This window comes from Corynebacterium sp. CCUG 51687 (assembly GCF_024453995.1).
Taxonomy (GTDB): domain Bacteria; phylum Actinomycetota; class Actinomycetes; order Mycobacteriales; family Mycobacteriaceae; genus Corynebacterium; species Corynebacterium pseudogenitalium.
In genome coordinates this window covers 87,486-110,719 of sequence record NZ_JAGPYT010000002.1, presented here as the reverse complement: position 1 = coordinate 110,719, position 23,234 = coordinate 87,486, and the positions used below count along the sequence as shown (strand labels likewise).

Annotated in this window: 16 protein-coding genes; 2 read left to right on the top strand and 14 right to left on the bottom strand. The window is 60.9% G+C overall.

Translation table 11 applies throughout. The annotated features are described in order from the left end of the window. Nucleotides 1-67: 67 nt before the first annotated feature. The 3 genes from fusA to rpsL all read right to left on the bottom strand — a co-directional run bounded on the left by fusA (nt 68) and on the right by rpsL (nt 3,274). Nucleotides 68-2,188, bottom strand: coding sequence for an elongation factor G (gene fusA / locus KBX13_RS02595; RefSeq protein WP_256020598.1), 2,121 nt, complete (start codon nt 2,186-2,188; stop codon nt 68-70). Nucleotides 2,189-2,428: 240 nt separating this feature from the next. Further along, entirely contained in the window at nt 2,429-2,896 is a 468-nt protein-coding gene (rpsG, locus tag KBX13_RS02590) for a 30S ribosomal protein S7 (RefSeq protein WP_070363115.1), read from the bottom strand. 6 nt (nt 2,897-2,902) lie between these two features. Next, nucleotides 2,903-3,274 (bottom strand): 30S ribosomal protein S12, encoded by a 372-nt coding sequence (rpsL, locus tag KBX13_RS02585; protein WP_070363116.1) that lies wholly within the window; start codon nt 3,272-3,274, stop codon nt 2,903-2,905. A gap of 406 nt (nt 3,275-3,680) precedes the next feature. Here rpsL and KBX13_RS02580 point away from each other — a divergent pair, with 406 nt between their 5' ends. Both KBX13_RS02580 and KBX13_RS02575 read left to right on the top strand, forming a co-directional pair. Next, entirely contained in the window at nt 3,681-5,465 is a 1,785-nt protein-coding gene (locus KBX13_RS02580) for a ribonucleoside triphosphate reductase (RefSeq protein WP_256020596.1), read from the top strand. Next, entirely contained in the window at nt 5,431-6,093 is a 663-nt protein-coding gene (locus KBX13_RS02575) for an anaerobic ribonucleoside-triphosphate reductase activating protein (RefSeq protein ID WP_305085986.1), read from the top strand. The genes KBX13_RS02580 and KBX13_RS02575 overlap by 35 nt, the downstream gene beginning before the upstream one ends. A gap of 80 nt (nt 6,094-6,173) precedes the next feature. On the opposite strand, the gene KBX13_RS02570 is transcribed toward KBX13_RS02575, so the two are convergent. The 11 genes from KBX13_RS02570 to KBX13_RS02520 all read right to left on the bottom strand — a co-directional run bounded on the left by KBX13_RS02570 (nt 6,174) and on the right by KBX13_RS02520 (nt 23,207). Then, nucleotides 6,174-10,172, bottom strand: coding sequence for a DNA-directed RNA polymerase subunit beta' (locus KBX13_RS02570; protein WP_070477529.1), 3,999 nt, complete (start codon nt 10,170-10,172; stop codon nt 6,174-6,176). Nucleotides 10,173-10,243: 71 nt separating this feature from the next. Next, complete coding sequence (locus KBX13_RS02565) at nt 10,244-13,741, bottom strand: DNA-directed RNA polymerase subunit beta (protein ID WP_256020593.1); 3,498 nt, start codon at nt 13,739-13,741, stop codon at nt 10,244-10,246. 294 nt (nt 13,742-14,035) lie between these two features. Further along, entirely contained in the window at nt 14,036-14,962 is a 927-nt protein-coding gene (locus tag KBX13_RS02560) for a DUF3068 domain-containing protein (protein ID WP_256020590.1), read from the bottom strand. Between the two features lie 92 nt (nt 14,963-15,054). Further along, nucleotides 15,055-15,444 carry a 50S ribosomal protein L7/L12 gene (rplL, locus tag KBX13_RS02555; protein ID WP_070363121.1) on the bottom strand — a complete coding sequence of 130 codons (390 nt, stop codon included), beginning with the start codon at nt 15,442-15,444 and terminating at the stop codon, nt 15,055-15,057. Between the two features lie 49 nt (nt 15,445-15,493). Beyond that, nucleotides 15,494-16,015: a 50S ribosomal protein L10 gene (gene rplJ, locus KBX13_RS02550; RefSeq protein ID WP_070363122.1), complete on the bottom strand. Its 522-nt coding sequence runs from the start codon at nt 16,013-16,015 to the stop codon at nt 15,494-15,496. 218 nt (nt 16,016-16,233) lie between these two features. Beyond that, complete coding sequence (locus KBX13_RS02545; protein WP_256020589.1) at nt 16,234-18,249, bottom strand: choice-of-anchor M domain-containing protein; 2,016 nt, start codon at nt 18,247-18,249, stop codon at nt 16,234-16,236. Further along, nucleotides 18,246-19,088 (bottom strand): anchored repeat-type ABC transporter permease subunit, encoded by an 843-nt coding sequence (locus KBX13_RS02540; RefSeq protein WP_256020587.1) that lies wholly within the window; start codon nt 19,086-19,088, stop codon nt 18,246-18,248. Before KBX13_RS02540 ends, KBX13_RS02545 begins: the two co-directional genes overlap by 4 nt. Then, nucleotides 19,081-19,854 carry an anchored repeat-type ABC transporter ATP-binding subunit gene (locus tag KBX13_RS02535; protein WP_256020585.1) on the bottom strand — a complete coding sequence of 258 codons (774 nt, stop codon included), beginning with the start codon at nt 19,852-19,854 and terminating at the stop codon, nt 19,081-19,083. The genes KBX13_RS02540 and KBX13_RS02535 overlap by 8 nt, the downstream gene beginning before the upstream one ends. Next, complete coding sequence (locus KBX13_RS02530; protein ID WP_256020584.1) at nt 19,851-20,744, bottom strand: choice-of-anchor M domain-containing protein; 894 nt, start codon at nt 20,742-20,744, stop codon at nt 19,851-19,853. Before KBX13_RS02530 ends, KBX13_RS02535 begins: the two co-directional genes overlap by 4 nt. 7 nt (nt 20,745-20,751) lie before the next feature. After that, nucleotides 20,752-22,293 carry an anchored repeat ABC transporter, substrate-binding protein gene (locus KBX13_RS02525; protein ID WP_256020582.1) on the bottom strand — a complete coding sequence of 514 codons (1,542 nt, stop codon included), beginning with the start codon at nt 22,291-22,293 and terminating at the stop codon, nt 20,752-20,754. Further along, nucleotides 22,290-23,207 carry a TIGR03773 family transporter-associated surface protein gene (locus KBX13_RS02520; protein WP_256000487.1) on the bottom strand — a complete coding sequence of 306 codons (918 nt, stop codon included), beginning with the start codon at nt 23,205-23,207 and terminating at the stop codon, nt 22,290-22,292. Before KBX13_RS02520 ends, KBX13_RS02525 begins: the two co-directional genes overlap by 4 nt. Nucleotides 23,208-23,234: the final 27 nt, after the last annotated feature.

Below are 23,234 nucleotides of genomic sequence, written 5' to 3'. Positions count from 1 at the left end.
CCTGCTCCCTTCTACCGGTCACGCTCACTGGCACGTGAGCAGGCCGTCGAGAAGCAGGGAGCAGCGATTAGTTGCCGTTGCGGGCGTCGATGATTTCCTGAGCGACGTTGGACGGAACTTCACCGTAGGAGTCAAACACCATGGTGTAGTTCGCGCGACCCTGCGTCTTGGAGCGCAGGTCACCAACGTAGCCGAACATCTGCGACAGCGGAACAACAGCCTTGACAACCTTGGCGCCAGAGCGGTCGTCCATCGAGTTGACCTGGCCACGACGGGAGTTCAGGTCACCGATGACGTCACCCATGTACTCCTCAGGCGTGACAACCTCAACAGCCATCAGCGGCTCGAGCAGCACTGGCTTCGCCTTAGCGACGGCCTCCTTGAGCACCTGCGAACCGGCCATCTTGAAGGCCATTTCGGAGGAGTCAACCTCGTGGTAAGCGCCGTCTTCGAGGGTTGCCTTGATGTTGACCAGCGGGTAGCCAGCGAGGTAGCCGTACTGCATCGCGTCCTGGATACCGGCATCCACGGAAGGGATGTACTCCTTCGGCACGCGACCACCGGTGACCTCGTTGACGAACAGGTAGGTTGCGCTCTCGCCCTCTTCCAGGGTCTCTGGATCCGGGTTGTAAGGCTCGATGGAAACGATAACCTTTGCGAACTGACCGGAACCACCAGTCTGCTTCTTGTGGGTGTAGTCCAGGGACTGCACCTTCTTGCGGATGGTCTCGCGGTACGCAACCTGTGGAGAACCAATGTTCGCCTCGACCTTGAACTCGCGCTTCATGCGGTCAACGAAGACGTCGAGGTGGAGCTCGCCCATGCCGCCGATAACGGTCTGGCCGGTCTCCTCATCCAGGTGAACGGTGAAGGTTGGGTCCTCTTCAGCAAGCTTCTGAATAGCGGTGCCCAGCTTCTCCTGGTCAGCCTTGGTCTTCGGCTCAATAGCAACCTGAATAACCGGATCCGGGAAGTCCATGGACTCGAGGATGATCGGGTGATCAGGGTTGCACAGGGTGTCACCAGTAGTGGTGTGCTTCAAGCCAATGAACGCGTAGATGTTGCCGGCGTCAGCGTGCTCAACCGGGTTCTCCTTGTTCGCGTGCATCTGGAAGAGCTTGCCCACGCGCTCACGCTGCTGCTTGGTAGAGTTCATCATGTTCTCGCCCGGGATAGCCTGGCCCGAGTACACGCGCACGTAAGTCAGCTTGCCGAAGAACGGGTGCACAGCAATCTTGAACGCCAGTGCAGAGAACGGCTCATCAACGGAAGGCTTACGCGTGAGGTCTTCCTCACCGTCGACGGAGGTGCCGTGAACCTCGCCGATATCCAGCGGAGAAGGCAGGTAATCGACGATGGCGTCCAGCACAGGCTCGACACCCTTGTTGCGGTACGCAGTACCACAGAACACTGGGTAAACTTCCGAATTAACGGTCAGCTTACGGATGCCAGCCTTGAGCTCCTCGATCGTGAGCTCTTCGCCGCCGAAGTACTTCTCCATGAGCTCTTCGTCGGACTCAGCAACGGTCTCGACGAGCTTCTCACGGTACTCCTCAGCCTTTTCCTTCAGATCGTCCGGGATCTCGGTGATCTGCGCAGGGGTGCCGGTCTCGACCTTGCCCGGCCACAGCATTGCCTTCATCTCAAGAAGGTCAACGACGCCGTCAAAGTCATCCTCAGCACCGATCGGAAGCTGCATTACCAACGGCTTCGCGCCGAGACGATCGACGATCGTGCCAACGGTGTAGTAGAAGTCAGCGCCCAGCTTGTCCATCTTGTTGACGAAGCAGATACGCGGAACGTCGTACTTTGCAGCCTGACGCCAGACCTGCTCGGACTGCGGCTCAACGCCTTCCTTGCCGTCGAACACAGCAACTGCGCCATCGAGCACGCGCAGGGAACGCTCAACCTCAATGGTGAAGTCCACGTGACCCGGCGTATCGATGATGTTGATCTGGTTGTTATTCCAGAAGCAGGTCACTGCTGCGGACGTAATGGTGATGCCGCGCTCTTTCTCCTGCTCCATCCAGTCGGTGGTTGCGCCACCGTCGTGGGTCTCGCCGACCTTGCGGTTAATACCGGTGTAGAACAGAATGCGCTCTGTCGTGGTGGTCTTACCAGCATCGATGTGCGCCATGATGCCGATGTTGCGGACCTTGTGCAGATCCTTAAGCACTTCTTGTGCCACGTTATTTACCCCAACTTAAAAGTCGTCGACGTGCTGCACACGTCTTGGCGAATATTTACCTAGTTCATTGTGCCACTGTTTGCCCAAGATGGGCAGAGTCGGCCTGCAAGTCACCTCAAAACAAAAACCCGGACGCCGCACGTGCACCCACATTGGTGGGTAACCACGTATGCAATTGTGCACACGTTGTCCGTGTCAGCATGGTCCGGGCGTTTTGTCTCATATATGACCTACCGGCGACTACCAGCGGTAGTGAGCAAACGCGCGGTTTGCCTCGGCCATCTTGTGGACGTCCTCGCGACGCTTCACGGATGCACCCAAGCCGTTGGATGCGTCCAAGATCTCGTTAGCGAGACGCTCGATCATCGAGTTCTCACGACGCTGGCGCGTGAAGGTGACCATCCAGCGCAGAGCCAGAGTGGTTGCACGAACTGGCTTCACCTCGACTGGAACCTGGTAGGTAGCGCCACCGACACGACGGGAGCGAACCTCAAGGTCAGGACGGATGTTGCCGAGTGCCTTTTCCAAGGTGCCAACCGGATCGGTGCCGGTCTTTTCACGGCAGATCTCGAGCGCACCGTAGACGATGCGCTCAGCGGTGGACTTCTTGCCGTCGAGAAGCACCTTGTTGACCAGCTGGGTCACGAGTTCAGAGTTGTATACCGGGTCCTTAACGATGGGACGCTTCGGAGCTTGCTGCTTACGCATTTCTGATTACTGTCCCTTCTTTGCGCCGTAGCGGGAACGAGCCTGCTTACGATCCTTGACACCCTGGGTATCCAAGGAACCACGAATAATCTTGTAGCGAACACCCGGGAGGTCCTTCACACGACCACCACGGACAAGCACCATGGAGTGCTCCTGGAGGTTGTGGCCCTCACCTGGGATGTATGCGGAGACCTCAATACCGGAGGTCAGACGAACACGAGCAACCTTACGAAGCGCCGAGTTCGGCTTCTTCGGCGTGGTGGTGTACACGCGGGTGCACACGCCACGACGCTGCGGGGAACCCTTCAGCGCTGCAGTTGCTACCTTGCCACGCTTGTCGTGGCGGCCCTTGCGGACCAGCTGCTGGATAGTTGGCATAGATTTTCCTTCTAATTTTTACGCTGAGGCGGACAATCGCCTGAACATGCAAAAATGAGGGCTCTTTCCCGGGGCCCTGCCGCACGTCCAGAACGCTCCGCCACGTTTATGCGAAAACGATCAGACACTTCACCTTGAGGTGGTGAACCGTCCGACAGAGTATCACGAACCACCCCAGCTTTGCAAGACCGAAACTTCCTCCACAGCACATACCCCTATTCGAGGGTGTACTGAAGATGCATAGCAACGCTACTACACCTACCCCTATCGTCCGACGTCCACCAAGGGCACACACCCCCATGGCTACCACATGTTGTACCTCAGTGACTCTTTGTGTCCATATCTACTAAATACGACCAATGGAATTACAGCTACGTTAGTTACGAACCGAGAGAAAGGAAGCAGCATGGCCGCCAACAACGTCGACCCCCAAGCCACCATCAACGAATACCTCCACCGCGCTGACTGGCGCATCAACGCAAACGCCAACCAGGACTACTCGCTCGGCGGAATGATTCTCAACTCCGCCGGCAAAATCACCGCCAACTACTGGCTGGACGAAGTGTTTTCCGACGTCGCCGGCAATGCCCACCGCAACGGCGACCTCCACATCCACGATCTCGACATGCTCTCCGGGTACTGCGCAGGGTGGTCATTGAGGCAGCTCCTTGAAGAAGGGTTCGGAGGGGTACCTGGCACGATATCTTCTCTGCCACCAAAACATTTCTCCTCCGCGTGCGGACAAGTAGTGAACTTCCTCGGCACACTGCAGAACGAATGGGCTGGCGCGCAGGCATTCTCCAGCTTCGATACCTACATGGCACCATTCGTGCGGCTGGACTCGCTCACATACGAGGACGTCTTGCAACACATGCAGGAGTTCGTCTTCAACCTCAACGTTCCCTCGCGTTGGGGGACGCAGACTCCGTTCACAAACCTTACATTTGACTGGACGTGCCCTCAGGACCTCGCTGAGCAGACTCCGTTCATCGGTGGAGACCCTGTCGACTTCACTTACGGCGAGCTCCAAGAAGAGATGGACATGATCAACCGCGCGTTCATTGAGGTTATGTCCCAAGGCGACGCCGACGGCCGCCCATTTACCTTCCCCATCCCGACGTACAACATCACCAAGGACTTCGACTGGGGCTCGCCAAACACGAAAGCCCTGTTCGACATGACTGGCAAGTACGGCCTCCCCTATTTCCAAAATTTCCTCAACTCGGATTTGGACCCAGGCATGATCCGCTCGATGTGCTGCCGCCTCCAACTCGACCTGCGTGAGCTACTCAAGCGCGGAAACGGTCTGTTCGGTTCCGCGGAGCTCACTGGCTCCATTGGCGTAGTCACCCTGAACTGCGCACGCCTCGGGTACCTCTTCCCCAACGATGAGGCTGCGCTACTGCGCAGGGTTGACGAGTTGATCGAGGTGGCTGTCGATACGCTGGAGCGGCGTCGCGCGTTTGTGCAAGATTGCTTCGATAAGGGGCTATACCCGTACACGAAACGGTGGTTACCGGGGTTTGACAACCACTTCACCACCATCGGGGTCAATGGTTGCAACGAAATGGTACGTAACTTCACGCACGACGCCTACGACATCACCGACCCCCAAGGCCATGCACTTGTGGCGCGCCTGCTCGACCACATCAATGCCCGCATCACGGAAGCTCAGGAACGTACAGGGCACCTCTACAACCTAGAAGCGTCCCCCGCGGAAGGCGCAACGTACCGCTTCGCACGCGAGGACCGTGCCCGCTATCCCGGCATCATCCAGGCAGGTACCGAGGAGCAGCCGTACTACACCAACTCCTCCCAGCTGCCTGTTGCGCACACTCCAGATCCGTTCGCGGCGCTCGCCGCCCAGGAGGACCTGCAAACGAAGTACACCGGCGGCACGGTGCTTCACCTGTACATGGGCGCAGCAATGTCCAGTGGCGAAGCAACCGCCAAGCTCGTACGACGCAGCCTAGAAACCTTCCGCCTACCGTACATCACTATCACGCCGACGTTCTCCATCTGCGCAAACCACGGCTACATCTCCGGCGAGCACCCCGAATGCCCGCACTGCGGAAGCGCCACCGAAATGTGGACGCGCGTAATGGGCTACTTCCGGCCCGTGCAAAGCTTCAACACTGGGAAGAAGGGTGAGTTCGCTGAGCGTCACTACTTCGCAGAAGCCTTCGCCTAACCTGCCGGTGGCGGGGATCATTCCGTTCTCCGCCACCGACTGGCCCGGCCGTCTCACGGTCACGGCATTCACACAAGGCTGCCCACTGCGCTGCAGCTACTGCCACAACCCTAACTTGCAGGAATTTACTCCTGCTCCCCACGATTTCTCGGAAGTGCTCGACTTACTGCGGGCTCGACACGGACTTATTGACGCCCTCGTCATTTCCGGCGGCGAACCACTCGCATGCGCAGGTCTCGGCGAAGCGATTGCCGCGGCCCATGAGATCGGGTTTCCCGTCGGGCTACACACGAGTGGTTACCTTCCCGCGAGGCTGGGTTCCATTCTCGCTGAGTCGACTACCCGCCCCGACTGGATCGGGTTCGACGTCAAGGCGCTTCCCGAGCACTTACCCTCGGTCGCTGGTGTCACCAGCGTGGTGGCCGCACGGATGTGGGAAAGCCTCGACATCGTGTGCACCGCGGCCCGCGAACATGGCATGGGACTGCAGCTGCGTACTACGTTGTGGCCGGGGTCCGTCATCGAGCAAAACATCGACCAGCTGCAGGACGCCGCCGCACAGCGGGGCCACGCGCTGGTATTGCAGTGGGCTCGCGGAGTTGACGCCCACGGCGTGTACAGCGCCTAAGGCAAAGCGCCCCGCCTCCCTGGGTTCAGGGGGCGGGGCGCCGGTGCTGGGGTAGCAGACCTAGCTATAAGCCAGAGTCACTAGATCTGGTCGTACCCGTATTCCTCCAGTGGGACGGAGGCGCCGGTGTAGTCGCCGTATGCCTCGTCGCCGTAGATGCCGTCGCCGAAGGACGGGATCGAGTAGGCGGCGGAGCGGGCGGCTTCCGTCGGCTTGACCGTGATGTTGCGGTAGCGCGAGATACCGGTACCAGCCGGGATCAGCTTACCGATGATCACGTTCTCCTTCAGACCGATCAGCTGGTCAGAACGCTTGTTAATAGCAGCGTCCGTGAGCACACGCGTGGTCTCCTGGAACGAAGCGGCGGACAGCCAGGACTCGGTTGCCAGGGATGCCTTGGTAATACCCATGATCTCGGAGCGCATCTCTGCTGGCTCGCCACCATCTGCAACAGCTGCAGCGTTGACCTGGCGTGCCTCCGACAGATCCACAAGCGTACCCGGCAGGAACTCGGTGGTACCCGAGTCGATGACGGTGCCGCGTCGCAGCATCTGGCGGATGATGATCTCGATGTGCTTGTCGTGGATGGACACACCCTGGGTGCGGTACACGGCCTGCACTTCGTCGATGAGGTGCTTCTCCACACCACGGCGGCCGAGAACCTCGAGCACGTCGTGCGGGTCAGCAGCGCCACGCAGGAGGCGGTCGCCCACGTTAACGTGGTCGCCTTCACGCAGGGAGCGCTCGATCATCGCGTTCGGGTTGGACTCCATCGGGCGGCGGACCTGTGCGAGGCCCTGGCGCTTCGACAGCTTCTCGTAGACCACAACGTCGGAGCCGTCATCCGGGTGGATGGTGAGCGTCCAGAAGTTGCCTTCGTCCTCGAGGGTGACGGTGCCGGCCACGGATGCGATCGGGGCGCAGTTCTTCGGCACGCGGGCCTCGAACAGCTCCTGAACACGTGGCAGACCACCGGTAATGTCGCCACCGACACCACCCTGGTGGAAGGTACGCATGGTCAGCTGGGTACCAGGCTCACCAATCGACTGTGCAGCCACGATACCGACGGCTTCACCGATGTCGACAAGCTTGCCGGATGCCATGGACTTGCCGTAGCACTTCGCGCAGACGCCGGTTGGGGTCTGGCAGGTCAGGACGGAGCGGACCTTGACTTCTTCGACACCGGCGGCGACGAGGGCGTCGATACGCTCTTCCGAAAGCTCAGCGTCGGCTTCGAGCACAACGTTGCCCTCGGCGTCCTTCGCGTCGGATGCCAGTACTCGGCCAGCGACGGAGGTCTCGACGAACTCGTCGCGGACGAACTTCTCACCGGCAAGCTGCGCAACTGGAACCTTGACTCCCTGGCGGGTGCCGCAGTCGTGCTCGCGGACGATGACGTCCTGGGCGACGTCGACAAGACGGCGGGTCAGGTAGCCGGAGTCTGCGGTACGCAGTGCCGTATCCGCCAGGCCCTTTCGGGAACCGTGGGAGTTGTTGAAGTACTCCATCACTGTCAGGCCTTCGCGGAAGGAGGTCTTGATCGGGCGGGTGATGTACTCACCGCGCGAGTTCACGACCATGCCCTTCATGCCGGCCAGGGTCCAGATCTGACGCATGTTACCGGCAGCGCCAGACTTCACGATCATCGGAATCGGGTTGTCATCCGGGTACAGCGCCTCAACTGCTTCACCGACCTGGTTCGTGGCGTCCTGCCACAGCTCCACGAGACGGTCGTAGCGGTTCTCCTCGGTCAGGGCACCCTTCTCCCAGTACTTGCGCTCGATCTCTTCGGCGCGCTGCTCGTACTGCTCGAGGATTTCCGTCTTGTTCGGAAGCACCAACACGTCGGACATGGAGATGGTCACGCCGGAACGGGTCGCCCAGTAGAAACCGGCGTCCTTCAGCTTGTCCAGCGTCTGGGCAACGGTAATCATTGGGTACTTCTCCACCATCGACTGGATGATGTCGCCCAACAGCACCTTGCCGGCGCCGCCGCCCTTACGGACCATCGCGCCTTCCTGGTACGGGAAGTTGAACGGAAGCAGCTCGTTGAACATGATGCGACCAAGGGTGGTCTCCATCATCCAAGCCTGGCCCTTCGACCAGCCGTCTGGGAACTGCTCAGCTTCAATCTCAATCGTCGGACGCAGGTGGTCGATGCGCACCTTGATCGGTGCCTGCAGGCCAAGTACGCCCAGGTCGTAGGCCATGATGGCCTCACGGTAGGAGGAGTACACGCCCTTGGCTGGGCCGTTCTCGTCGGCTGGGGTGAAACGACCCTCGCCGCCGATCTCGTCCTCGCCCTTTTCCATGGTCAGGAAGTACAGGCCGGTCACCATGTCCAGGCGAGGCATCGCCAGTGGCTTGCCGGATGCCGGGGACAGGATGTTGTTCGAGGACAGCATCAGGATGCGGGCCTCTGCCTGCGCCTCCGCGGACAGTGGCAGGTGGACTGCCATCTGGTCACCGTCGAAGTCAGCGTTGAACGCCTCACAGGCCAGCGGGTGCAGCTGGATTGCTTTACCCTCGACCAGCTTCGGCTCGAACGCCTGAATGCCAAGACGGTGCAGGGTTGGCGCACGGTTCAGCAGCACCGGGTGCTCGGAAATCGCCTCTTCGAGGACGTCCCACACCTCAGGGCGCTGGCGCTCCACCATGCGCTTCGCCGACTTAATGTTCTGCGCGTACTCATTGTCCACGAGGCGCTTCATCACGAACGGCTTGAACAGCTCGAGCGCCATCAGCTTCGGCAGACCACACTCGTGCATCTTCAGCTGCGGACCAACAATAATGACCGAACGGCCAGAGTAGTCCACACGCTTACCCAGCAGGTTCTGGCGGAAGCGACCCTGCTTACCCTTCAGCAGGTCAGACAGGGACTTCAGCGGACGGTTGCCTGGGCCCGTGACAGGGCGACCACGACGGCCGTTGTCGAAGAGGGCGTCGACAGACTCTTGCAGCATGCGCTTCTCGTTGTTCACGATGATCTCTGGGGCTCCCAGGTCAATCATGCGCTTCAAACGGTTGTTGCGGTTAATTACGCGACGGTACAGGTCATTCAGGTCCGAGGTGGCGAAACGGCCGCCGTCCAGCTGCACCATTGGACGCAGCTCTGGTGGGATCACCGGGATCGCGTCCAGGATCATGCCGGCAGGATCATTGCCGGAACGCTGGAACGCAGCCACGACCTTCAGACGCTTCAGTGCGCGGACCTTCTTCTGGCCCTTGCCCTCAGCGATGATGGTGCGCAGTTCCTCCGCTTCAGCTTCGAGGTCGAAGTTGCGGATCAGCGTCTGGATCGCCTCAGCGCCCATGCCGCCGGTGAAGTAGTCCTCGTAGCGGTCCACGAGCTCTTCGTAGAGGAACTCGTCGATAATCATCTGCTTCGGAGCAAGCTTCTGGAAGGTGGACCAAATTTCGTCGAGGCGCTCGACCTCGCGCTCGCCGGCCTCGCGGATGTGCTGCATCTCCTTGTCAGCAGCGTTCTGCACCTTCTTGCGGGCGGCAGCAGTCGCACCGGCAGCCTCGAGCTCAGCGAGGTCCTCCTCCAGCTTCTGCGCGCGCTCCGCAATCTCGGCATTCGCGTCCTGCTCGACTTCCTTCTTCTCGAGCAGCATCTCCGCCTCGAGCGTCGACATGTCGTTGTGACGCGCCTCCTCATCAACACTGGTGATGATGTTCGCGGCGAAGTAAATGATGCGCTCCAGATCCTTCGGAGCAAGATCCAGCAGGTAGCCCAGGCGCGATGGGACGCCCTTGAAGTACCAAATGTGGGTCACCGGCGCGGCCAGCTCAATGTGACCCATGCGCTCACGGCGAACCTTCGACTTAGTGACCTCGACGCCACAACGCTCACAAATGATGCCCTTGTAGCGGACACGCTTGTACTTGCCACACGCACACTCCCAGTCACGGGTAGGACCGAAGATGCGCTCGCAGAACAGGCCGTCCTTTTCCGGCTTCAACGTGCGGTAGTTAATCGTTTCGGGCTTCTTGACCTCACCATGCGACCAACGACGGATGTCGTCAGCAGTAGCCAGGCCGATGCGAAGCTCGTCGAAGAGGTTTACGTCAAACACGTAAATTCCCTTTCACCTCCCCAACGACGGGGAGGATTGCAGTTGGATAGATTCTTTCGTTCGTTCCTGGCTTAGGCGGTGTCCGCCGCGGAGCCCTCGTCACGTGACAGGTTGATGCCAAGGGAGGAACCGGCCTGATCAAAGTCGTCATCATCGCCGTCGAGCTCCATCGGGGTGCCGTCCGTCGAAAGGACTTCAACGTTCAGGCACAGCGACTGCAGCTCCTTGAGCAACACCTTGAACGACTCCGGAATACCCGGGTCAGGGATGTTCTCGCCCTTCACAATGGCCTCGTACACCTTCACGCGGCCAACCACGTCATCCGACTTAATCGTCAACAGTTCCTGCAGCGTGTAGGCGGCACCGTATGCCTGCATCGCCCACACCTCCATCTCACCGAAGCGCTGGCCACCGAACTGGGCCTTACCGCCGAGCGGCTGCTGGGTAATCATGGAGTACGGACCAGTGGAGCGAGCGTGAATCTTCTCGTCAACCAGGTGGTGCAGCTTGAGCATGTACATGTAGCCGACGGAAATCGGGTACTTGAATGGCTCGCCGGAGCGGCCGTCGAACAGCGTGGTCTTGCCGTTCTCATCGACCATGACGTCACCGTCGCGGTTCGGCTTGGAATTCGCCAGCAGACCAGCGATCTCCTCGTTCGTCGCGCCGTCAAACACTGGGGTCGCGGTGAGCGACTCCGGCGGGACGTCGTACAGATGCTCAGGCAGCGTCTCGAGCAGCTTAGCGTTCGCAGGATCGTCCGGGTTGACCGTCCAACCAGCCTTCGCCAACCAGCCGAGGTGTACCTCAAGCACCTGGCCAATGTTCATACGACGCGGCACACCGTGGGTGTTCAGAATGATGTCCACCGGGGTGCCATCCTCCATGAACGGCATGTCTTCCTGCGGCAGAATCTTGCCCACGACACCCTTGTTGCCGTGGCGGCCAGCCATCTTGTCGCCGTCCTGGATCTTGCGCTTCTGCGCAACATAGACGCGAATCATCTCGTTGACGCCTGGGGACAGATCGTCGTCGTCCTCGCGGGAGAAGCGACGAACCGCGATGACCTTACCGGTCTCACCGTGCGGCACCTTCAGAGAGGTGTCGCGGACCTCGCGGGCCTTCTCGCCGAAGATGGCGCGCAGCAGACGCTCCTCCGGAGTCAGCTCGGTCTCACCCTTCGGGGTGACCTTACCGACCAGGATGTCGCCGTCACGCACGTCCGCACCGATGCGGATAATGCCACGCTCGTCGAGGTCCTTCAGCACGTCCTCGGACACGTTCGGGATCTCGCGAGTAATTTCCTCTGCACCCAGCTTGGTGTCGCGGGCGTCGATCTCGTGCTCTTCGATGTGCACGGAGGTCAGAATGTCGTCCTCAACCACGCGCTGGTTCAGGATGATCGCGTCCTCGTAGTTGTGGCCTTCCCACGGCATGAACGCAACCAGGAGGTTGCGGCCGAGCGCCATCTCACCGTTCTTGGTACCAGGACCGTCAGCCAGCACCTGGCCAGCCTCAACACGCTGACCGTGGTCAACGATCGGAACCTGGTTGTAGCAGGTGCCCTGGTTCGTGCGCTCGAACGTGCGCAGCATGTACGTGTCCTGGATGCCTTCGTCGTCCATGACGGTGATGAAGTCACCTGTCACATTCGTGACGACGCCAGCCTTCGCCGAAATAATCGTGTCACCAGCATCGTACGCAGCGCGCTGCTCCATGCCGGTGGCCACGTACGCGGCCTCAGAACGCAGCAGCGGCACAGCCTGCTTCTGCATGTTCGCACCCATGAGGGCACGGTTCGCGTCATCGTGCTCGAGGAACGGAATCATTGCCGTTGCCACGGACACCATCTGGCGTGGGGAAATGTCGAGGTAATCCACGCCCTTCGGGCCAACGACGCCGATGTCGCCGTCCTTCAGGCGGACCTCAATACGCTCACCAGTTAGGTTGCCGTCCTTATCCATCGGGGTGGCCGCCTGCGCAATTGCGTAGCGGTCCTCTTCGTCCGCGGTCAGGTAGTGGACCGTATCAGTCAGCTTGCCGTCTTCGACCTTCTGGTACGGCGTCTCAATGAAGCCGAACGCGTTGACGCGTGCGTAGGAAGCCAACGCACCGATCAGACCAATGTTCGGGCCTTCCGGCGTCTCAATCGGGCACATGCGGCCGTAGTGCGACGGGTGCACGTCTCGGACTTCAATGCCGGCGCGCTCACGCGACAGACCACCAGGGCCCAGCGCCGACAGACGACGCTTGTGCGTCAGACCAGACAGAGAGTTGTTCTGGTCCATGAACTGCGACAGCTGCGAGGTGCCGAAGAACTCGCGGATCGCCGCGGAAACCGGGCGGACGTTAATCAGCGAGGTCGGGGTGATGGACTCCGCGTCCTGCGTCGTCATGCGCTCGCGCACAACGCGCTCCATGCGGGACAGACCAACGCGAACCTGGTTCTGGATGAGCTCGCCCACCGTGCGTAGACGACGGTTACCAAAGTGGTCAATGTCGTCCGTGTTGATCGAGATAACCTCGCCCTCCGGGGAAGTCATCTCGTGCTCACCCGCGTGCAGACGCACCAGGTACTCGAGGGTCGTCGCGATGTCTTCCTCGGTCAGCGTCATCAGGCCGTCGTGGTCGCCGCCAAGACCGAGCTTGCGGTTGATCTTGTAACGGCCAACTCGTGCCAGGTCGTAGCGCTTCGCCTTGAAGAACGAGTTCTCCAGCAGGGACTGCGCGAGGTCGCGCGTCGGCTGCTCGCCCGGGCGCTGCTTGCGGTAAATCTCCAGCAGCGCCTCGTCGGTGTTCGCCACGCCGTCGTTCTCGAGGGTGGACATCATGATCTCGGAGAAGCCGAAGCGCTCCGTGATCTGCTCCGTCGTCCAACCAAGCGCCTTCAGCAGCACCGTCACTGGCTGACGACGCTTACGGTCAATACGCACACCAACCGTGTCACGCTTATCGACGTCAAACTCCAACCACGCACCGCGCGAAGGGATCACCTTCACCGCGTGCAGCGACCGCTCCGTCGACTTATCAATCGTCTCGTCGAAGTACACGCCCGGCGAACGCACCAACTGCGAAACAACAACACGCTCAGTGCCGTTGACGATGAAGGTGCCCTTGTCCGTCATCAGCGGGAAATCACCAATGAACACCGTCTGAGACTTAATCTCCTGGGTTTCATTGTTGATGAACTCCGCCGTCACATACAACGGCGCGGAGTAGTTAATATCTTTTTCTTTACACTCGTCGATCGTGTCCTTGACATCTTCGAAGCGCGGCTCGGACAGCGTCAGGCTCATGTTGCCCGAGTAGTCCTGGATTGGAGAAATCTCTTCGAGAATGTCCTCCAAGCCACTCGTGATACGCGCGTCGGCGCCGCGAGCTTCCTGCTCACGCTCACGCCACTCCTGCGTACCAACAAGCCACGCGAAAGATTCAAGCTGTACATCAAGAAGACCCGGGACAGCGATCGGCTCTGCGATCTTCGCGAACGAATAACGTTCGGGAGCCCCGGGAATTTCAGCCATTGACATGGTCTGGTTTGAGACTGCCAAGTTGGGTCCTTCCAGCACCTAAGGCGGACGCCGATCTCTACTCTGGCTCTGTAAAAATCGGCGTTTCCGCTGGGTAGATTAGCATTCGGTCTGCTTCGGAATACCCGCCCCCAGAGACAGCAAAATCACCTTGTCAAGTCAGCGCTTCGAAAATTCTCGACGCCAACAAAGCAAGGTTGACATAGCGGACTGGAGACGGCTTCCAGTGCACCGAATGAGTTTACACAATGCACCCAATGTTGTAAAGGGCAGCAACAATCCCCCGATTCAATGCCGTCGCGGGGAAGCTTAGCACTAAACGCAGGCGCGACGCTAACGCCGACGCGGCCACAACACGCCAACCAGACCAATCAAGGTCAGCGCACCACCCAAACCGAGCACGCTCCACGTGAAGGCTTGCTGCGTGGAAGGTCCGTAGGCGCCGTCGAGAAGCGAGATGAGCTCGGCCGTCTGCTGCTCGTCCATCGCGGCGTCGTAGGAAACAATGCCCTGGACCTCATTGCCGTCCACGTCAGCATAATAGTCGTTGACGCGCTCCTGCATCCCCACGACCACGCCGGTGATCTGATCAACCAACAACTCGCGCTGCGCGCTATGCGTATAGAACGTGCGGACCGGCTCACCTTCTTCCCCTTCGACGGTCAACGTGTTTCGCATATCCGCGTACCGCTGCGCCACGTTCGTTGGCGCAATGACCTGCCGGAACCGCAGCACCGTGCGCCCAGCAACCGATTCCTCTGCGACGAACTCCGCGGGAGCAGCCCCACGCAACACCGGGTCGAACACCTGGTACGTCTCCTGCTTCACCGGCGATGGCAACTTCAGCCACGACCCCTCCACCGGGACATCGACGGCCGGCATCGCCATCACAAGCTGGACCTTTGCCGGTCCCTGCGCCTCACCGGTGTCACGGTTCAAGGTATACGTCCACGTGCTCGCGCCGACAAGGTTTTCAAAGTCCGTACCCGCGTCCCCCGCACGCAACGTGTCCCCCACGCGCACGCTGGCAGAGTCCTTGCCCGCCGGATTCTGCAACTCCATGTGCAGCTGGTGCACCACCGGGGACGGCTCGCCCTCGCGGGTGCCGTCAGGATCGGCCATTGTCAGCGTTACCGCCCCAAGGTCCAGCGGTAGCTTCGCGCCCGAGTTCAGCACACGCGGGGCCAGCAGACCGCCAACCAACAACGCAATACCGAGGCCCGCCAACAACGAAGCAATGATCCTGGATTTGGGCAGCATGGTGCGAAATCTTAGCACACAACGCGAAACACCCCGCCAGCCACAGTACGTGGCGACGGGGTGATCGTCGAAAAGCTATGCAGCCTGCGAGATTACTTGAGGGTAACCTTTGCGCCAGCCTCTTCCAGCTTGGCCTTTGCAGCCTCTGCATCGTCCTTGTTTGCGCCCTCGAGGATAGCCTTTGGAGCACCCTCGACCATTTCCTTGGCGTCCTTCAGGCCCAGGCCCGGAACGAGCTCGCGGACAACCTTGATGACACCGATCTTCTTGGCGCCAGCGTCCTCGAGAACAACGTCGAACTCGTCCTTCTCCTCTGCAGCAGCAGCGTCGCCGCCAGCAGCGCCCGGAGCAGCAGCAACAGCAACTGGTGCAGCAGCGGTAACGTCGAAGACCTCCTCGAATTCCTTCAGGAACTCGGAAAGCTCGATGAGGGTCATTTCCTTGAACTGCTCAATGAGCTCGTCCTTAGACAGCTTAGCCATGGTGGCTTCCTTTCTATTGGTGGGCGGTTAGCCCAAGTTTGTAAGTGTGTTATGCGGCGTCGTTCTGCTTGTCCTGCAGCGCAGCGACAAGGCGAGCCGTCTTGGATGCCGGAGCCTCGAACAGCCCAGCAGCCTTTGCCAAAGAACCCTGGAATGCGCCAGCGAGCTTTGCAAGCGTGGTCTCGCGGTTGTCCATCTCAGCGATGGCATCAACCTGAGCGGCGTCGATGGCAGCGCCATCCATGTAGCCACCCTTGATCACGAACGCGTCGTGATCCTTGGAGAACTTCTTCATAACCTTAGCAGCGTCGACAGCCTCGCCCTTAATGAAAGCGATAGCGGTCGGGCCGGTCAGAAGCTCGTCGAGACCCTCGATGCCGTGCTCGTTCGCAGCGATCTTGATGAGGGTGTTCTTGGCGACGTGGTATTCGACATCGAAGCCGAGATCGCCACGAAGAGTCTGCAGCTGACCAACGGTCAGGCCACGGTACTCCGTCAGCACGATGGAGCTAGCAGCGTCAAACTTCTCCTTCAACACAGCAAGCTCGCGCTCATTCTTCGGATTTGCCATTACACACGCCTCCTTCCAATAACTTCATGTCCTTCAATCCGCCCGGAACACAAAAAGTGCCCCGTGCAGAAGCACGAGGCACCATTAGAAAGGTAGGCCACGTTCCTCCTGCGTGGGTCGACCCCTGGAGAGGGGTACCTTCGGCCCCGAAGGGCGACCGACGGTCTTCGGTGAAACTTGAGCTCGGGTATTACCCGTTCAAACTTCGTTGTGGAACCCTACACGTCTTCTTGCGTGCGCGCAACTCCGCGCAACATCCGCGCCGCCACCACGAACAACGCAATGCCTCCCAGCAGCGCCATCAAGCCAACACCGAGGATGAGCCCGCCCCAGAAACCGCTGGCAGTCACGCCCGTCGCGGGTTCCTTCTGCACTGCTCCCTGGTCGAAAGATGAGACGATGCCACCGCCACCAGCCTGTATCGGAGCGTCCGGGATCGCTCTTCTTGTCGACGTCGGCTTCGCCCCCGTCGGCTTTACCGCCTGCCGCTTTGGTGCCGACGTTGTTGTGGACTTCTGCGCCGGTTTCTGCGCCGTCGTCTGCTTTGGTGATGCCTGCTTGGTCGTGGCCTTCGCTTCCGTCGCGCGCACAGTACTTATGACAGTGCGCGGTGGCGCTGGCTTTGACGGCGCAGTCGTTGCTGCTGGCCGTAGCTTCTGGCCAAACTTGCTCAACTCCTCGTCGATTGAGCGGATCCCCTTCGCCAATGCGCCCATCCACGTATCGCTGGTCGCTGCATTGGAGCCGCACGAGTCCAGCTCACGATACCCGCTCGCGTGCTGTTCGCGGGCCGTCGCGATGGCGGCGTCGCCGACCGCGAAGACCGCAACGAGCTCCGCAGAGTCAAACGCGAAAGTCACGGCGTAAAGTCCAGGCTCGGTGAAACCGAATGCCTGGTGGTCATGGGCGTTCGCCGGGTAGCTCAGCGTGCGAGACTTGTCGCCGGAGTCCAGCTCGAGCTTCGCGCCCTGCAGACCCTCGTGCCAGGTGTACATGCGGCCGGGTCCGGCGACAGCAGTAATGCGGACGGTGGCGGGGGCTGGGTGGTGGGTTGTCGAGAACCCGAGCCACGGCAGGTCCGCCTTCTGCGACTGCGGCAACACCCACATGCGCTCGGGGCGGGTGGGGAACGTGTCGCGCAGCGTCGCAGGGATGTCCTGGCGCGCGCGGTCGGGAACCTCGAAGAGGAAGGTGCCGCTGGAGTGTCGCGCGGGGTTGTTGGGGTCGCGGTCGTCGATGAGCGCGGCCTCCCCCGTATCGACGGGCCCCATGTCCATATGCCCGTTCGCGATGAACGCCTCCGGGCGGGTGCGCAGCGCGTCGCAGTGCTTCGCAGTGGGTGCGGGTGCCGGTGCCGGTGCCGCGGTTGTCACTGGTGCTGTTGGTGTTGGTGTTGGCGGTTGCGTCGGTGACGGAGTGGGCGTCGATAGTGCGGGGGTGCGAAGTCCCGTCGTGGTGCCCTCCGGCAAACCGACGTCCGCGTCGGCGCCAACCAGCCAGTACTGGTCGGTCCAGCCGGTGTACTCGGTCTCACCGTTGGTCAGCTCGGCGCGACCCTGCCAACGCAGCTTATAAACGCCGGGCTTCGTAAACGTCCAGTTGAAATGGCCGTGCGCGCCAACCTCATACTCGACGGTGCGCATCTGTTCGTCAGCGCTATTGAAGAGGCGCTCGGCCGGCGAGGCGGCGTTCTTAAAGAAGATCTGCACATCACCCGGACCATCGATGCCCAGCAGGTCGAAGTACATCATGTCGTCTTTGAAGTTGCTTGGCACAGCACCCGGCAGCTCGTGCGCCGGGTCAAATGCACCGATGCCGGACCAGATGGGGCGCCAATCATCGGTGAAATCCGCGTGCTGGGGCGCGAGCCACACCTGACTGCCCGGAGCGCCCAAAAAATCGAGGGAACCATCATCCGGGATGGTGAGGCGGGAGACGTCATTGCCGTCGGCGTCAGCGTCGAGAGGCAGACGGAAGCAGACGTCGCGCTGGTCGGTGACCTGCTGACCGTCAACCGCACCAATGGACAGCTGGCCGTCGAACCGGGTGCCGTACAGCGCGTCATTGTGGGAGTGGTAGAGCAACTTACGCCCGGCACAGGGGTGGTCAAGGTCCTCCGGGAGGACGACGCCATGCCCCGGGTCACCGGGTTGATGCCCGGCAGGCGTGGTCGCGTGCGCCGGGGTGACAGTAAACGCGATCAGCGCAACCACAAGGATGAGTCTGCGGATCATGCCCGCACCCCTTTCCTAGCGAAGAGCCAACTCGCACCGAAGATGGCAGTCACACACAGTACAATCGTTGCGCCGGTCGGCGAGTCAAACGACCACGCCAGCCATACACCAACCACGCTGCCTACCACGCCAATCAGCGCGGCGAGGATCATCATGGTCTCCAGGTTGTCTGTAAACAGTCGCGCGGCGGACGCCGGGGTAACCAACAGTGCCAACACCAGAATGTTGCCGATCGTCTGCACCGAAACCACCACCGCGGCCGTCACACACAGGTACAACACCAAGTCCAGGAGCGCGACGCGCACGTTCATCGCGCGCGCCGTCTCTCGGTCGAGCGCCACCGCGGTCAGCCACGGCCGTAACACCACCACCAGCGACACAATGACAGCGCACGTCGCAGCACTGACTATAAGGTCGCGCTCACTCACACCTGTCAGCGAACCAAACAAGAACGAACTCAGCGACGCTGTGTAGCCCTCAACGCGCGAAATAATCACCAAGCCAAGCGCGAACGCGGCCGCAAACACAATGCCAATCACCGCGTCCTCTTTCAGCGCACGCCGTTGCGACAGCACTGCAATCAACACCGCCACGATCAACCCGGCAACGGCCCCACCGAGCAGCACCGACACCTGCAGCGCGAACGCCAACGCAACACCCGGAAACACGGCGTGTGCCACCGCATCCCCGATAAACGCCATACCGCGCAGCACCACAAAACACCCAACGACCGCGCACAACACGGACGCCAACACTGCCGCCATCAACGCGCGCGGCAAGAACGCCAGGTGCGGGTTGGCCACGTCAGCCAAGAATTGCAGAAACCCGATCTCAAGCACGGGATACCTCTTTCACATGTGTTTGCAGCGCCGCCAGCCATGGCGAATCCGGGCCGACGCCGAACGTGTCCATCCAGGGGCGGGCGTCGTCAAGATCAGCGGGAGCCCCGTCCGCGACGATGCCACCGCGGAACAGCAGGAGGCGATCACAGGAGTCAACAGCCTCCACGATGTTGTGCGTGGACATCACGATCGCGATTCCGCGGGAAGCCAGCTGACGAAACAGCGCTAGCAGCTGCTCAGTAGACGGGATATCGAGGCCGGTGAACGGCTCGTCGAGGAACAGCGCGCCTGGACGACGCACCAGGGCGCGCGCCACCAATACGCGTTGGCGCTGCCCTCCGGAAAGCGCCGCGATCGGCCGGTGTGCCAGGTCTTGGAGGTTCACAGCTTCGAGTGCTTCCGCCACAGCTTCGTGGTGCTCCGCCTTAGGCCGCGCGTACCACGGGCGCAGGTCAAGCGTGGCGTTCATGACAGCGGACGCGACATCGATCGGGAAATCCCAGGCGACGTCGTGACGCTGCGGGACGTACCCCACCACTTTGCGCACCGCGTGGCCCGTACACTCCCCTACCCGCACCGTTCCGGCTGCGCCGGGAATCAGGCCGAGCGTTGCACGCATCAGCGTGGTCTTCCCCGCCCCGTTCGGACCGAGCAGCGCGACGAACTGCCCGGCAGGCACAAAAAGATCAACTCCCTCAAACACCGGGCGACCCGGGTACCCGGCGCGCAAGCCTCGCACTTCTATAAGCGGTTGCGTGCTCACGCGCGACGCTCCTTCCGAGAACGCGCCACTAGAAGCGCCACCAGCGCGAGCACCAACACGCCGATCACCCCACCAGCGATCAGCCCCGCATTCAGCGTGCTCTGGCTATCTGCCTGTTCTTCCGTCGCAGCACCCTCGCGCCACGGCCCGTTGAACTGCGCGGACTGCGCCGCCGCTACGTCCGTCCCGTCGCCTACAGCCACGCGCACCAACTGCTCGTCCGTGTGAACGGTGCCAGCGTCATCCTTCACCACTGCTCGCACCCCGACCAGGTGCACTCCCGGCTCGGTGAAGACCCAATTGGCGTGGGTATGCGTGTTCGGCTCCACCCACATTGGCTGCACACCCGGCTCAGTAGTCGTCCACAGCAACTGTGGTGCGTGGAACCCGCCCGGTTGCAGGAACAGGGAGAACTCGCCTGGCCCTTCGTGTCCGCCGAACTCCAGGCTCACGCCGTTTCCGGAGTGTTCGAGCAGGCTCGCGGCCTGCGTGTTCCACCCCAGCCACGGCACCCCGGCAACCTCAGTCTGTGGGATCACCCAGACGTCCGCACCTGGCTTTGCGCCGGTGAAGGCGAAGTCGTCGCCGTCGGGGAGGGTTTGCTTCGCGGCATCGGTCACGCGGAACACCACGTCGTCGAGGTGACGCCATACGGGCGGTTGCTGTGTGTCGTCGCGAGCGAGAAATTCAAGGGTATCCCCGTTGAATGTCGCGCCTAGATCGACGTGACCGGCGTCAATAACTGTGTGCTCACCGGCTGGCGCAATCGCCTCATCTGCGCTGACCACCTGTTGTAACGCAGGATCGTTGTTGGCGGCCTGCGCATTCGCGATCGCAGGAGTTGCCACGATCATCGCAGCAACCATCAGTGGGGTAATTCGAAGTTTCATTGTTCGCTCATTTCTCATTTCGTCCGAGGCACCTGCGTATCGACGCAGCATTCGCCTCCACAAGGTGTATATAGGTATCGGCTGGCCCAGACCCCGGAGGATCCAATGTGTCGCCCCAGATTGGGCATACCTCTATGCCAAGCTGGGCGGCGGTTTCTGTCAGCACTGTGCTGCGCCCCGCCAACTGTGGTTCCAGGAAGACCGCGGGCACGTGCAGATTCTCCAGTGTGCGGGTGAACGCGATGACATCACGCGGGCTCGGCTCCACGCTGGGGTTTGGCGTGACAAAACCTGCAACTCGCATTCCATATGCCCGCGCGAGGTAGGCGTATCCATGGTGTGTAGTCACCAGGTTGCGTTGTTCCTCCGGAACCGCGGAGACAGACTCGTGCATCATTTCATCCGCTGCGTCCAGTTTTTGCAGGTAGTCGCGGGCGTTTGCCTGGTAGATTTCCGCGTGGTGCGGATCCACCGCAGCCAACTCGTCACGGATTACCTGAACGATCGCTTTCATCGCCCGAACGTCGTGCCACACATGCGGGTCCAGCTCACCATGCACATGATTGCCCAGTACCGCCTGCGGGAGCAGGTAGGTTTCCTCCCCCGGCGTACCGAGGAATCGGAAGGGGCGCTCCGGAGGGATCGGCTGCAGGGTTGTATTCGGCACTGTGACGGCTACGTTCACTGGATCCATGCGGCCATCGTCATCCGAGTTGAGCACGAGGTGAGCCGCACCTTGCCCATCAAGCTCTGTTGTAATGTCGACGTGCCCCTTCTCCACCGCGTGCAACCCCGGCGTTACCCGCGCGGGATCCTGCCCCACAACGACCGTCACCGTCGACTCCACACTTGCGCGCTCAGGTGCACCGACGGCATCGCGAATATGCGATTCAAACGTCAGCTTGTACACGCCTGGCTTGGAAAATGCCCAGCTCAAGTGAGTATGCGCGTCAACCGGCAGGGTCTTTACGTCACGGCTATCCAGCCCGTCGTGAGAGTTGAACACCACCTCCGGGGTGCCGAAGGTTCCCAGGATGAACGCGAAAGTGGCACCGGGACCGTCAACATCTACAAGGTGTAAGTCCGCGACTCCCGTCGTCGGGAGCTGTTGGCCCGTATCCACCCGCAACCCGAGCCACACCGCATCTAGGCTCGCGTCCTCCACAAGCGGAATCGGCGCAAACCCGTACCGTTGCGCCTCCTGCGCAAGTGCCACGACCGGAGTCGTGTCACGCACGGTCGCCGCAATCGTATTCGTTAAAGACTGTGGCTCCAACAACAGTCCGTTGGTAAAAATGGCATCCGCATACGCGATGTCGCGTGTGGCATGCAAGCTCGGTTCGTAGCTGTGCGGATCAACCCCACGCGCCATCAGCGTGTGCACATCAGCCACATCACCTGCAACGTTTTGAACCGCATCCGCCAAAATAGGTGTCGACGCCACCACCGACGCCTTCCCCTCTCCCACCGACTGCCCTTCCGGTGCGCTACACGCCCCGAGCAGCGCCACGCACATCAGCACAGCGGCTCGTTGAAAAAACTGGATCACCGGTGGCCACCGAAACCCCACGCTGCGGCGACACGACGGCGCAACGACGCATCCAAACACAACCAACCCGCACCAAAGACAAACACGCCCAAGCCGAGCACAGCCACCGGCAGCGTCATCACTGTCGTACCCGTTTCTGCAAGGGCCCCACCGCGTTGCGCGGGAGCAACATCCTGCTGCTGGTGATCTTGTGATTGCAACTGAGTCTCTCCCTGATCAGGCGCTGGATTCGCGTTGCTCGCCGCCACTGGCTGCGCGCACTCGCCCTCCTCGTCAAAGACGGAGCCAAAGTCGAAGTGACCATCGTTCGCGTTACCGGCGCCGCCAATGTCAAAGGTGAGCGTCGCCTCCCCGCTCACCGGCTCGCCATTACTCGTCGTCGCGCTTTGACGAACTGTCACCGTGTAAGTCCCCGGAGCACTGAACATCCAGTTTGGATGCACATGTGAATTCGCAGGAATGGTATGGCTGCCCTGCGCCTGCCCATCCACGCCACGGAACCACTCCTCGCCCACGACCTGACCGAGCCCACCCTGTGTGAACACAAACATGGCACCGGGTCCATCAAAATTTGTAATCTCCCAGGCCACATCCCCAGAAGTGTGCTCAAGCAGCGACGGATGCTGCGTATTCGCTCCAAGCCATGGCACACCGGCTTGCTGAGTTGCACCGATCATCCACGCGGTACCGGCCGGAATTGGCCCAACTGGATTGGAGAGCTGCTGCTTTGCTGCATCACCCAGCCCAAAAACGAGTTCTGCGGGATCGCGCCACTCGGCCGGAACAGTGCGGTCGTCTTTCACCATCGGGTGCAGTGTCGGGTGGCATTCCGCCGCGAAAGCAGGCGTCGACATGGAAAGGAGCAGTAATGTCGCGGCGAGCGCTCGCAGAATCTTGATGACAGAAAATTTCACCTAATGAACATTATTTTCATTAGCGTT

Coding starts and splice junctions, on each gene's coding strand:
- rplL (WP_070363121.1), bottom strand. CDS start 15,444: ATGGCTAAGCTGTCTAAGGACGAGCTCATTGAGCAGTTCAAGGAAATG.
- KBX13_RS02580 (WP_256020596.1), top strand. CDS start 3,681: ATGGCCGCCAACAACGTCGACCCCCAAGCCACCATCAACGAATACCTC.
- KBX13_RS02545 (WP_256020589.1), bottom strand. CDS start 18,249: ATGATCCGCAGACTCATCCTTGTGGTTGCGCTGATCGCGTTTACTGTC.
- rpsL (WP_070363116.1), bottom strand. CDS start 3,274: ATGCCAACTATCCAGCAGCTGGTCCGCAAGGGCCGCCACGACAAGCGT.
- KBX13_RS02530 (WP_256020584.1), bottom strand. CDS start 20,744: ATGAAACTTCGAATTACCCCACTGATGGTTGCTGCGATGATCGTGGCA.
- KBX13_RS02560 (WP_256020590.1), bottom strand. CDS start 14,962: ATGCTGCCCAAATCCAGGATCATTGCTTCGTTGTTGGCGGGCCTCGGT.
- rplJ (WP_070363122.1), bottom strand. CDS start 16,015: ATGGCAAATCCGAAGAATGAGCGCGAGCTTGCTGTGTTGAAGGAGAAG.
- rpsG (WP_070363115.1), bottom strand. CDS start 2,896: ATGCGTAAGCAGCAAGCTCCGAAGCGTCCCATCGTTAAGGACCCGGTA.